At 66.3% G+C, this 12,095-nt stretch carries 12 protein-coding genes; 8 read left to right on the top strand and 4 right to left on the bottom strand.

Going from position 1 to position 12,095, the window contains the following annotated elements:
• Positions 1-3: 3 nt before the first annotated feature.
• The 3 genes from guaB to AC13C7_RS07345 form a co-directional block, all read right to left on the bottom strand.
• The gene (guaB, locus tag AC13C7_RS07355) at positions 4-1,452 is read right to left on the bottom strand and encodes an IMP dehydrogenase (protein ID WP_482867070.1); all 1,449 of its coding nucleotides are present in this window, start codon (positions 1,450-1,452) and stop codon (positions 4-6) included.
• Positions 1,453-1,545: 93 nt separating this feature from the next.
• Entirely contained in the window at positions 1,546-2,247 is a 702-nt protein-coding gene (locus AC13C7_RS07350) for an RlmE family RNA methyltransferase (RefSeq protein ID WP_446118483.1), read from the bottom strand.
• Between the two features lie 198 nt (positions 2,248-2,445).
• On the bottom strand, positions 2,446-3,624 hold the full coding sequence (locus AC13C7_RS07345) for a Ppx/GppA phosphatase family protein (RefSeq protein WP_172321268.1): 1,179 nt from the start codon (positions 3,622-3,624) through the stop codon (positions 2,446-2,448).
• Positions 3,625-3,865: 241 nt separating this feature from the next.
• On the opposite strand from AC13C7_RS07345, the gene AC13C7_RS07340 reads away from it, so the two are divergent.
• Genes AC13C7_RS07340 through AC13C7_RS07320 form a run of 5 tightly spaced genes read left to right on the top strand, consistent with a single transcriptional unit; the run spans position 3,866 to position 7,194 of the window.
• A complete protein-coding gene (locus AC13C7_RS07340; RefSeq protein ID WP_172321269.1) occupies positions 3,866-4,177 on the top strand; it encodes a virulence factor in 312 nt (103 codons plus the stop codon).
• Positions 4,178-4,206: 29 nt separating this feature from the next.
• Positions 4,207-5,136, top strand: a complete 930-nt coding sequence (locus AC13C7_RS07335; protein WP_482867069.1) for a methylenetetrahydrofolate reductase — start codon at positions 4,207-4,209, stop codon at positions 5,134-5,136.
• An 11-nt stretch (positions 5,137-5,147) separates the two neighbouring features.
• Entirely contained in the window at positions 5,148-6,113 is a 966-nt protein-coding gene (locus AC13C7_RS07330; RefSeq protein ID WP_172321271.1) for a methyltetrahydrofolate cobalamin methyltransferase, read from the top strand.
• A 38-nt stretch (positions 6,114-6,151) separates the two neighbouring features.
• Entirely contained in the window at positions 6,152-6,487 is a 336-nt protein-coding gene (locus AC13C7_RS07325) for a hypothetical protein (protein WP_482867068.1), read from the top strand.
• Positions 6,487-7,194 (top strand): hypothetical protein, encoded by a 708-nt coding sequence (locus tag AC13C7_RS07320; protein WP_482867067.1) that lies wholly within the window; start codon positions 6,487-6,489, stop codon positions 7,192-7,194. The genes AC13C7_RS07325 and AC13C7_RS07320 overlap by 1 nt, the downstream gene beginning before the upstream one ends.
• Positions 7,195-7,196: 2 nt before the next feature.
• Here AC13C7_RS07320 and AC13C7_RS07315 read toward each other — a convergent pair whose 3' ends face one another.
• Positions 7,197-7,754, bottom strand: coding sequence for a cytochrome P460 family protein (locus AC13C7_RS07315; protein WP_482867066.1), 558 nt, complete (start codon positions 7,752-7,754; stop codon positions 7,197-7,199).
• A gap of 228 nt (positions 7,755-7,982) precedes the next feature.
• Between AC13C7_RS07315 and AC13C7_RS07310 the strand changes: the two genes are divergently transcribed.
• From AC13C7_RS07310 to AC13C7_RS07300, 3 genes are read left to right on the top strand one after another with little or no spacing between them, the layout of a single operon-like run.
• Positions 7,983-10,022: an ASKHA domain-containing protein gene (locus AC13C7_RS07310; protein ID WP_482867065.1), complete on the top strand. Its 2,040-nt coding sequence runs from the start codon at positions 7,983-7,985 to the stop codon at positions 10,020-10,022.
• 54 nt (positions 10,023-10,076) lie between these two features.
• Entirely contained in the window at positions 10,077-10,637 is a 561-nt protein-coding gene (locus tag AC13C7_RS07305; protein WP_172321275.1) for a carboxymuconolactone decarboxylase family protein, read from the top strand.
• 54 nt (positions 10,638-10,691) lie between these two features.
• Complete coding sequence (locus tag AC13C7_RS07300; RefSeq protein ID WP_482867064.1) at positions 10,692-12,077, top strand: T6SS phospholipase effector Tle1-like catalytic domain-containing protein; 1,386 nt, start codon at positions 10,692-10,694, stop codon at positions 12,075-12,077.
• Positions 12,078-12,095: the final 18 nt, after the last annotated feature.

Genomic DNA, 12,095 nt, shown 5'->3' with positions numbered 1-12,095 from the left:
GGCCTAGCCCGCCCGGTAATTCGGGCTTTCCCGCGTGATCTGGACGTCATGCACATGGCTCTCCTTCAGGCCCGCGCCGGTGATGCGCACGAAGCGGCAGCCGCTCCGCATCTCCTCGACCGTGGCCGAGCCGGTGTAGCCCATCGCGGCGCGCAAGCCGCCGACCAGCTGATGCACCACGGCCCCGGCGGAACCCTTGTAGGCGACCTGTCCCTCGATGCCTTCCGGCACCAGCTTGTCGCTGGCCGCGTCCTTCTGGAAATAGCGGTCGGCCGAGCCGCGTGCCATCGCGCCGAGGCTGCCCATGCCACGGTAGCTCTTGAAGCTACGGCCTTGATACAGAATGACTTCTCCGGGGCTCTCATCGGTGCCCGCTATCATGCTGCCGACCATGGCGCAGGACGCGCCCGCCGCGATCGCCTTGGCGAAATCGCCCGAATACTTGATGCCGCCATCGGCGATGACCGGCACGTCACCCGCCGCGCCCGCGCAATCCATGATCGCGGTCAGCTGCGGCACGCCGACGCCCGCGACCATCCGCGTGGTGCAGATCGAGCCCGGCCCGATCCCGACCTTGACGGCATCCGCGCCCGCGTCGATCAGGGAGCGGGTGGCCTCGGCGGTGGCCACGTTCCCGGCCACGACCTGCACCGAGTTCGACAGCGCCTTGACCCGTTCAACGGCGCGCGCCACACCCTCGGAATGGCCATGCGCGGTGTCGATGACGACAAGATCGCAGCCCGCGTCGATGAGCGCCTCGGAGCGTTCGAACCCAGCATCCCCCACGGTGGTGGCGGCGGCGACGCGCAACCGGCCAAGATCGTCCTTGCAGGCGGTCGGGTTCAGCACGGCCTGTTCGGTATCCTTCAGTGTCAGGAGGCCGGTCAGCCGCCCACCGGCGTCGGTCACCAGCAGCTTCTCGATCCGGCGCGCGCGCATCAGGCTTTTCGCCTCCTCCAGATCGGCAGGCTCGCGCAGCACGGCGAGGTTCTCGGCGGTCATCATGGCATGGACCGGGGTGGCATCCGAACTGGCAAAACGCATGTCGCGGTTGGTGACGATCCCCATCACCCGGCCTTGGTCATCAACCACCGGGAAACCGGTGAAATTGTAGCGTTCGATCAGGGCCTTGGCATCGGCCAGCGTCTGGTCGGGGCGCAGCGTCACAGGGTTGTAGACGATGCCCGATTCAAAGCGCTTGACGCGGCGCACCTCGCGGGCCTGGACCTCGATATCGAGGTTGCGGTGGATCACGCCCATGCCGCCCGCCTGCGCCATCGCGATCGCCATGCGCGATTCCGTCACCGTATCCATGGCGGAACTGAGCAACGGAATGTTGAGCGCGATGGATTTCGTCACCCGCGTGCGGGTATCGGCCTGGGACGGCAGCACGCTGGACGCGCCGGGAACCAGCAGAACATCATCGAAGGTCAGGGCCTCGCGAATCTCCATGGGGGCCTCCAAGGCAGGGAGTTTCAGTTGGCACGTCGCTATCTCATGGGGCGGGCAAAAGGGAAAGCCCCAAATCTGGTGCGGGGGTCGGTTTCAGCCGCGAAACCCGGTGGCGACGACGAATTTCTCGGAACTGTCGGAGCGGCTGGCCCCCGGTTTCATATAGGCGACCTTGGTGAATTTCTGCTTGAGCACTTTTTGCAGATCGCCCTCGGCCCCGCCCGCCAGCACCTTGGCCACGAAGGTGCCGCCCTCCTCCAGCACGTCGAAGGCGAAATACGCGGCGGCCTCGCACAGCGCCATGATGCGCAGGTGATCGGTCTGCTTGTGGCCCGAGGAGGCGGCGGCCATGTCGCTCATCACCACGTCGGCCTTGCCATCGAGCCATCCCTTCACCTTGTCATCGGCATCGTCCTCGAGAAAGTCGAGCACATGGATCTCGGCCCCCGGCACCGGCTCGACCTCCTGCAGGTCGATACCGATGATGCGGCCCACCCGCTTGCCGGATTTCTCGCCCAATGCGTTGATCCGGGGCACCGCGATCTGCAACCAGCCACCGGGCGCGCAGCCCAGGTCAACCACGCGCGCGCCGGGCACGAGGAAGCGGAACTTGTCGTCGATCTCCTCGATCTTGAAGGCGGCGCGGCCGCGATAGCCCTCGCGCTTGGCGCGCTGCACGTAAGGATCGTTCAACTGCCGCTCCAGCCACAGGGTGGAGCTGAGCTTGCGCCCGCGCGCGGTCTTGACCTTGACCCGAAGCTCGCGCTGTCCGCGCCCGGAAGTGTTCTTGACCATCGTTTCAGCTTTCTCGTTTGCGACGTTGTCGCGCAATTCAGCCGCGGTTGCAAATGGCAACGGACCCGCCAAAAGAGCCTCCGGCGGGGATATTTTGCGGAACAAAGAAGGGGCGCGGGCCGCGTTCACCTTAAAGGTCGGTTGCGTTGTGGGGCCGGGGCCGGGACGACCGCCTCTTCTTGGCCTCTGCCCCTCGTGTCAGAACGGCCCATCCTCCAGCACCCCGTCCGAGGACATCTGCGCGTAGAGCAGACCCTCGCGCAGGCCACGGTCGGCGACACTCAGCCGGTCGGTGGGCCAGGCCCTGAGCAACGCCTGCAGGATCGCTGCGCCCGACATGATCAGCGCCTGCCGGTCGCGCCCGATACGCGGGTCGCGGCGGCGTCCGGCGGGGCCGAGCGTCAGGTAGTCCTGGATCACCGTGTCGATCTGGTCCGAGGTCATGCGCAATCCGTCGACCTTGTTGCGGTCATAGCGGCGCAGCCCCAGATGCGAGGCCGCGACCGTCGTCACGGTGCCGCTGGTGCCGATGATCTGGAACCCTTCACGGGCCTGGTCGGCGGCGTCATCGTAAGGAGAAAACTGCGCCAGTTGCTCCTCGAAATACCAGCTCATCAACGCAAAGCGCGCGCCATCGTCGGTCACGTCGCGATACTGATCCTTCAGCGTCGCCACCCCGAGCGGGATCGAGATCCAGTCCACCACCTTGGCCTTGGGAAAAACGGTGTCGCTATGGTCGAACCCCTGGTGCAGCCGCATAATCGCGCGCGGGCGTTCGACATGGGGCACGCGGGACAGGTCGATCCAGACCAGTTCGGTGGAGCCGCCGCCGATATCGACCACCAGCAATTGCTCGGTCCGCGCCGAGACCAGCGGCGCGCAGGCCACCACGGCCAGGCGGGCCTCCTCCTCGGGCTCGATGATCTCCAGCGCCAGCCCGGTTTCGCGGTGTACGACGGCGATGAATTCGGCGGCGTTGCTGGCGCGGCGGCAGGCCTCGGTCGCGACCAGCCGCATCCGCTTCACATCGCGGCGCTGCAACTTGCGCTTGCAGATCTTCAGCGCCGAGACCGTGCGCGCCATCGACTGCCGCGACAGCCGCCCCGAGCTTTCCAGCCCCAGGCCAAGCTGCACCGATTTCGAGAAACTGTCGACGACATGCAGGTGGTTGCCCTTGGGCTGCGCGATCAGCATCCGGCAGGAATTGGTGCCGAGGTCCAGCGCGGCATAGAGATCGGCGGGATCGGGCTGCGCCGACAGGGCCGGCGCGAGGGGGCGCGCAGGCGGCACCGCGGCAATCCTGGGGGAATTGCCCGTGCTTGGCGTCTGTGTGCTGGCCCCCTTGGGTTTGCCCCGGGGACGGCGGCGGCGGCCCATGGCCCCTGATCCTTGTTCGCGTGGTTTGACGTCCAGCCTACCGTCTTGGCCGGTGTCGCACAATGGTGCGTGTCGGTGGCCCTCATCATCTTCATGAGAAAATCGGGGGGCTTTTCCCGTGGTCCCGGCCCCCGCCCGCCGCTAAGGTCGCAGCAAGACGCAGGCGTGTCGAAAACGGATCGAACGCGGCCTGCCCCGCCCTCTATGGTCGGGCCAGCAGCACAGGAAAGGACAGCGTCTCATGCCCGCCCTCACCATCGTCTACTGGCGCGACATCCCGGCCCAGGTCATCGTCGGCAAAGGCCGCAGCGGCGCCAAGGCCCCCCTGCCCGAACGGTTCGAACAGGCCATCGACCGCGCCGCCATGAAGGCGGGCGCCAAGGATGATGACGCCTATCTGGCCGGATTTCGCAAGGCGAGCCCCGTCGAGGTCGAAGGCGACGCGCAAGAGGTCGCAAATGCCGAAGCCGCGCGCATCGATGCCGAATACGACGCGGAGAAACTGAAGGCGCTGATCGCGGGTGAAGGATACGCCCAAGCCAACGCCGGATGACCCCGCCGCGCCAGATCTGGGAGACCCTCATGGCCTTGCTCAAATTCCGCTCTGCCCCTGCCGCAGCCCCCTCGGGCAACTCCGAGAACCTGGAGGCGTTCCTGCAAGGCTATTCCATCGAGGTGATGCCGCGCACCGCCGAGAAGGTCGAGGATTTCCGCGCCCTGCTGCCCGAAGGCACCCGCGTCTACATCGCCCATATCGAAGGCACCCCGATCGAGGAGATGGTCGCCACCGCCGCCCGCCTTGCGCGCGACGGCTATGCGGTGATGCCGCATTTCCCGGCGCGTATCATCAAGGACGCGGCGACGCTGGAAAACTGGATCGCCATGTACCAGGGCGAGGCCGGCGTGAAACAGGCCCTGTTGCTGGCGGGCGGTGTCGAAAAACCGCATGGCGCGTTCCATTCCTCGATGCAGCTGATGGAAACCGGCGCGTTCGACCGCGCGGGCTTTGACCGTCTGCATGTCGCGGGCCACCCCGAGGGCAACCGCGACATCGACCCCTCGGGCGGCGACCGGGCCGTGATGGAGGCGCTGCGCTGGAAACAGGCCTTCGCCGAGCGCACCGATGCAAAGATGGCGCTGGCCACGCAATTCGCCTTCGAGGCCGGGCCGGTCATCGCCTGGGCGGATCGTCTCAAGGCGGAAGGCATCGACCTGCCCATTCATATCGGCATCGCGGGCCCTGCCAAGCTGCAGACCCTGATCAAGTTCGCCATCGCCTGCGGTGTCGGCCCCTCCTTGAAGGTGTTGCAGAAACGCGCCAAGGATGTGACCAAGCTGCTGCTGCCCTTCGAGCCCAACGAGATCCTGAATGCGCTGGCCGACCACAAGGCCGCCCACCCCGATTGCCTGATCGAGAAGGTGCATTTCTTCCCGCTCGGCGGGATCAAGACCAACGCCCAATGGGCCACCCTCAATGGCGGCGCGTCCGGCGTCCCCGCAAACCAGACCTGAAAAGAGAGCCCATGACACGCACCGTCCTCGAATCCAGAACCAAGACCGTCGTGATCGGCTTTGACGAGCCGTTCTGCGTCATCGGCGAACGCATCAACCCGACCGGCCGCAAGAAACTGGCCGCCGAACTGGAGGCGGGCGATTTCTCGACCGTGGAAAAGGACGCGCTGGAGCAGGTCGCCTGCGGGGCGATGGTGCTCGATGTGAATGCGGGCGTGGTCTACAACTCCAACCCCAACCCGAACGAGACCGAACCGCCCCTGATGACCCGCTGCATCGAGATCGTGCAGGGGCTGGTGGATGTGCCGCTCTGCATCGACAGCTCGGTTCCGGCGGCGCTTGAGGCGGGGCTGGCCGCGGCCAATGGCCGTCCGCTGCTGAATTCCGTGACGGGCGAGGAGGACCGGCTGGACCTGGTGCTGCCGCTGGTCAAGAAATACAACGTGCCGGTGGTGGCGATCTCGAATGACGACACCGGGATCAGCGAAGACCCCGATGTCCGGTTCGCGGTGGCCAGGAAGATCGTCGAGCGTGCCGCCGATTTCGGCATCCCCGCGCATGACATCGTGGTCGATCCGCTGGTCATGCCCGTGGGGGCGATGGCGACGGCGGGCCGCCAGGTCTTCACCCTGGTGCGGCGCCTGCGCGACGAGCTTGGCGTGAACACCACCTGCGGCGCCTCGAATATCAGCTTTGGCCTGCCCAACCGGCACGGCATCAACGCGGCCTTCCTGCCGATGGCGATCGGCGCGGGCATGACCAGCGCCATCATGAACCCGGTCCGCCCCGTCGAGATGGAGGCCATCAACGCGGCCAATTTCCTGATGAACCACGACGCCAATGGCGGCAAGTGGATCAACTTCGCCAAGGTGCTTGAGGCGACCAAGGAAGGCACCCCCTTCACCGAGGCCGCCGCCGCCGCAATGGCCGCCGGTGGCGGTCGTGGCGGGCGCCGGGGCGGGCGTCGCCGGGCCTGATGACCGGCGGTTAACCAATGTCGGGCGAAGGTGGGGTCATGTCCTATCTTCGCCCGGCCGATACGCCCCGCCCGCCCACACGTGATGAACAATGGCTCGCGCAAATTTTTGAAGCGAAGTCGGCGCGCACAGGCGGTATCGTGCGACGAAAAATTTGCGGTGTGGAGCGCAAGGTTGGCCGCCACGCGTCGGAGCTGGAAGTTCACCGGCGCGGGTTTTCACCTGGTCGAAGGCGGGACGCAGTTCGTCATCATCTGCACGCCGGGCGATATCCGGGTGATCTGCTAGAAAAATCTTGCCCAGGATTTTTCGGGCCCGAAGATTTTTCCGACAAAAATCTTCTTCGCCGCGCCGTTTCGCGCTATCCATCGTGATGTCCCACCGGCCCGCCCCCTACGTGACCCCGCCGCCCTGGCGGCGCGCCCTGCCCCGTCTGGCCCTGCGCGTGGCGGTGCTGGCGGCGATTGTCACGCTGGCCCATTTTGGCATCAACGCCGCGCTCGACTGGACACACACCCTGCCCGAGGCAGATCGGGGCGCGGCGGAAATGTGGGTGCTGATCTCGATCTTCGGTCTCTACGCGCTGCTCATCGCCATCCCCTTCGTGCCGGGGATCGAGATCGCCATGGCGCTTTTGATGCTGCGCGGGGCCGAACTGGCATTGCCGATCTACCTTTCGACCGTGGGCGGGCTGATGCTGGCCTATCTGGTCGGACGCCTGGTGCCGCCTGGCGCCCTGCGCCGGATCTTCCTGGACCTGCACCTGACCCGCGCCTGCGCGCTTATCGACGACCTCGCGCCGCTCTCGCCGCCTGACCGGGTGGCGGTCCTGCAAGACAGGCTGCCGCAACGGGTCGCGGCGCTTCTCTTGCGTTATCGCTTTGTCTGCCTCGCGCTCTTGATCAACCTGCCGGGATCGGGGCTGATCGGGGGCGGCGGCGGCATCTGCATGGTCGTCGGCATGAGCCGCATCTTCAGCCCCCGCTGGACCGCCCTGACCCTGGCCCTGGCGGTCCTGCCGGTGCCATTGGCAACCTGGATGGCGGGGGCGGCGGACCTGATCTTCTGGCTGCCGGAATAACCCTACTCCATCGCCGGGGTGCGGCGCGGGAAGGCATCGGTGGTAAAGAGGTAATCCTCGCCGCCCGCAGTGATGTGGCAGGCGATGCAGCCGCCCGAGAGGTCACGCCCCACGGCCCCCGCCAGCGCCATGCCGGCCGGGTTGGTATCCATCGCGCCATCGGGCAGATATTTGGCGTAGAACCAGTCGTCATGCTCCGGGTCATAGCCCTCCTCGCGCTGGAACATCACCGTGACAGATCCCAGATGCCCCGACGGATCGGCCAGAACCTCATCCTCGGTCACCTCCTCGGGGCCGTAATTGCGCTTGATGACCAGAAGGCCGCTCTCGCCCATGATCTCGGTCTCGACATAGAAGGTTTCCAGCATTTCGCCATGCGGCGGCACACCGCGATAGGGCAGCCCCATCAGCGCGCCCTCTCCGGCCAAGTTCATCTCGACCATTTCCTCCCAGATCGCCTGCGCGAAGGCGACATCCTCGTCGGTGCCAGCCGTCTGCGCGATGACCGCGCCGGTGGCGAGCGTGACCGCCAGTGCCAGTCCTGTAATCAGTTTGCGCATGTCTCCTACCCTCCTGTTGGTTGCTGCACCCGGGGGGTCGGGACTGGCCCGATCCGGGCTGCGATTGAACTATCCTAGCACGGAGGCCCCCCCGCGAAGCCCCATGCTCACGCAGGGGTGACATTGCGCGAGCGGGCTTGATGCCGCTGCCAGACAAATAGTGACGTTTCGCACCTGTTCCCCGCCGCCGCCCACGTTACAAGGGGGCAAACAGCGAAGGTGGCCGCAATGTCGAACGATCCCCTGGTGATTTTCACGCCCTCCGGCAAGCGCGGGCGATTTCCCGCCGGCACGCCGGTCCTGACCGCCGCGCGCAAGCTTGGCGTCGACCTGGATTCTGTCTGTGGCGGGCGCGGCATCTGTTCCAAGTGCCAGGTCACGCCGTCCTACGGCGATTTCCCCAAGCATGGCGTGACAGTCTCCGAGGGGGCCCTGTCCGAATGGAACGCAGTCGAGGCACGCTATGACCGGGTGCGCGGCCTGAAGACCGGCCGCCGCCTCGGCTGCCAGGCCACCGTGCAGGGCGATATCGTCATCGACGTGCCGGCCGAAAGCCAGGTCCACCGCCAGGTCGTGCGCAAAGCCGCCAGCGCAAGACCGATCATCATGGACCCCGCCACGCGGCTCTATTTCGTCGAGGTTGCGGAGCCGGACATGCACGAGCCCTCGGGCGACCTTGAACGGCTGAAGGAAGCACTCGAAGAGCAGTGGGACCTCACCGGCCTGGTCGCCGATCTCAGCGTCGTGACCCGCCTGCAACCGGTGCTGCGCAAGGGCAAATGGCAGGTCACCGTCGCGGTGCATCACGCGGCAAACAGCGACACCGGGCGGATCCTGGAGATCTGGCCCGGCCTGCATGAAAGCGGCATCTACGGCCTCGCCATCGACCTCGGCTCGACCACCATCGCGGGCCATCTGTGCGACCTCGTGACGGGCGAGGTTCTGGCCTCCTCGGGTATCATGAACCCGCAGATCAGGTTCGGCGAAGACCTGATGAGCCGCGTCAGCTACGCGATGATGAACCCCGGCGGCGACAGGGAGATGACGACGGCGGTGCGCGAGGCGCTGAACACGCTGGCGGGCGAGATCGCAGCGGAGGCCGAAATTGATCCGGCGCTGATCCTGGAAACCGTCTTTGTCTGCAACCCGGTCATGCACCACCTGCTTTTGGGAATCGACCCGGTCGAACTGGGCCAGGCGCCTTTTGCGCTGGCCACGTCGTCTTCCCTCACCCTGCCCGCCCGCGACCTGGACCTTGCCGCGCTGAACAGTGGCGCGCAGGTCTATATCCTGCCCTGCATCGCCGGTCATGTCGGGGCCGATGCCGCCGCCGTGGCGCTGTCGGAGGAGCCGAACCTGTCGGATGACCTCGTGCTGGTCGTCGATGTCGGCACCAATGCCGAGATCCTTCTGGGCAACCGCAACAAGGTGCTGGCCTGTTCCTCGCCCACCGGCCCCGCTTTCGAGGGCGCGCAGATCAGCAGCGGCCAGCGCGCCGCGCCGGGGGCCATCGAACGGGTCCAGATCGACCCCGACACGAAGGAGCCGCGCTTTCGCATCATCGGTTGCGATCTGTGGTCCGACGATCCGGGCTTTGCCGAGGCCAGCGCCGCGACCGGCGTGACCGGCATCTGCGGCTCGGGCATCATCGAGGCGGTGGCCGAGATGCGCATGGCGGGGCTTCTGGACGCTGCGGGGCTGATCGGCTCGGCGGAGCAGACCGGCAGCGCCCGGTGCGAGTTGGAGGGACGGGTGCACGCCTACCTGATCCATGACGGCAGCGCCGAGGGCGGCCCGCGCATCACCGTGACGCAAGGCGACATCCGCGCCATCCAGCTGGCCAAGGCGGCGCTTTATGCGGGCGCCAAGCTGCTGATGGACGAGATGGGCGTCACCAGCGTCGACCGCGTCACGCTGGCCGGGGCCTTCGGCGCGCATATCAGCCCCAAACACGCGATGGTGTTGGGGATGATCCCGGATGCGCCGCTCGACAAGGTCACATCGGCGGGCAACGCGGCGGGCCACGGCGCGCGCATTGCGCTGTGTTCGCGTGAGGCCCGCATCCGGATCGAAACCGTGGTCGGCCAGATCCACAAGGTCGAAACCGCGGTGGAGCCGAAATTCCAGGAGCATTTCGTCGCCGCCTCGGCCATTCCGAACGCGGTCGATGCCTTCCCGATCCTGAACTCGGTCGTGCCCCTGCCAAGCCCCTCCTTCAACACGGGCGACGGCGCGGATGGCGGGCGGCGCAGGCGGCGGCGGGGCTGACAGGATGCGCGCCCCGCGCTAGGTTGGCCTTTTCCAACCCCGGAGCCGTTCACGATGCCCCTTCTGCCGTCTCTGCCCGAAACCGCGCGCCTCTCTGATTTGCTCGGCCGTTTTCCCGCCCATGCCGGACCTCTGCTGACCCATGTCGATGGCGTGATGCGGGCCGGTGCGCCTTTGACAGCGGCGGAATGCGAGTTGATCGCGGCCTATGTCTCGGGCCTCAACGCCTGCGCCTTCTGCCTCGGATCGCACCGGATCTATGCCGAAGCGCTTGGAATTGCGCCGGGGCTGGTCGACGCGCTGCTGGCCGATCCCGAAACCGCGCCCGTGGATCCCGCCATGCGCCCGCTTCTGGCCTATGTCGCCAAGCTCAATACCCTGCCGCCCCGGCTGACGCCGGGTGATGTGCAGGCGGTGCTGGAGGCGGGCTGGTCCGAGGCGGCGCTCTACCACGCGATCCAGGTTGCCGCGCTCTTCAACCTGTTCAACCGTCTCGTCGAAGGCACGGGCGTGAATTTCAGTTACGGCCCCGACGATCCGCTGCCGACCGCCGCCGATCTGGATCATTCCTATGCCGGGTTCGCGGCCCGGATGGGCCTGACCAAACCCGCCTGACACCTCCAGAGAACCGGACTTGCCTGAATTGCGCACCGCCCGCATTCTGGGGACATGAAAGCGCGCAAGATCATCATCTGCTTTGACGGCACCGGCAATGAGGTCGGCGATTTCCAGACCAATATCCTCAAACTTTACAACGCGTTGCAGGAGAGTGACGCGCAGATCAAGCACTATGTCGCGGGGGTCGGCACGCTCAGCCAGCCGCGGCTTTTCGACTGGCGCATCGTGCAGAAGGCGCGCGTCGTGGCGGGGCTGGCCTTCGGTCTGGGGCTGGAGGATGACGTCCTCAACGCCTATCGGTTCCTCTGCCGGACCTACAAGACCCGCGCGATGAAGAACGCCGATTGGAGCTATGCGCAACAGCTCAAGCGTCAGATCACCGGCAAGAAACAGACCCGGACACGGCCCCTGCCGCAGGAGGACCAGATCTACATCTTCGGCTTCTCGCGCGGGGCCTATGCGGCGCGGATCCTGGCGGGCTTCATCCATAATTTCGGGCTGGTGGAGCCCGACAAGCTGCACCTGATCACCGGGGCCTTCCGGGCCTATCGCGCGGTGACGGATTTCGACCAGGGCGAACCGCATCCGGTCGTGTTCAAGCAACTCAAGCGCTACGAGGAGACGCTGCGCCCCGAAACGAGCATCCCGATCCGCGCGCTCTGCCTCTTTGATACCGTCAGTTCGCTGGTCGATTTCCGCAATCCAATCCGGAATTTCCGCAAGTATTACAGCCCGATGGCCCTGCGCCAGCACGCCAATGTGGTCACCAACCCCTCGGTGCGCATCGTGCTGCACGCGTTGGCGGTGGATGAGCGCCGGTCGATGTTCCGGCCCATGTTCTGGGATGAGGGCGAGGATTATTACGGCAACCGGTTCCGCCATGACAGCCAGAAGCGCCGGCAATATGTGCGACAGCGCTGGTTCGCGGGCTATCACTCGGATATCGGCGGCAGCCCGCGCGAGAGGCAATCGGGCATCGGCAAGCTGACGCTTCTGTGGATGCTGGATGAGCTGGAGCGGCTGGAGATCGCCGCCAACCGCGAGGATGCCGCCCGCGACCCGCCCGATCCCGCGCGCGATCTGCTGCCGCATCCACATGCCGGGCTGGTCCTGAAACGCGGCCGCCGCGCGATCCGGCTGGAGGGGCGCGACCGGTCGAAGCTGAGCCTCGACGGCAAGCCCTATGCGCAACCCCGCGCCATGGCCGAGACGCACTCATCCATGTCGCTCAGCTGGTTCCCGCTGGAGGTGCTGCCCAAATCCATCAAGCGTAGGACATGGGCCGCGCGCCGCCCCTGGCTCGGGCTCTGGTATCTGCCCCTGCAGGAGCCGCGCCATATCCCCGACCATCACAAGATCGACCCGTCAGTCTACACGAGGATGAAAGGCTGGCGCTTCTACCGGCCCGAAAACGTGCCCCCGAAACCGCGCGGATAGCGCTTGACCTTGGCCGGG

This window comes from Alterinioella sp. B-7 (assembly GCF_056857775.1).
This window is presented reverse-complemented; position numbering and strand designations above follow the sequence as displayed.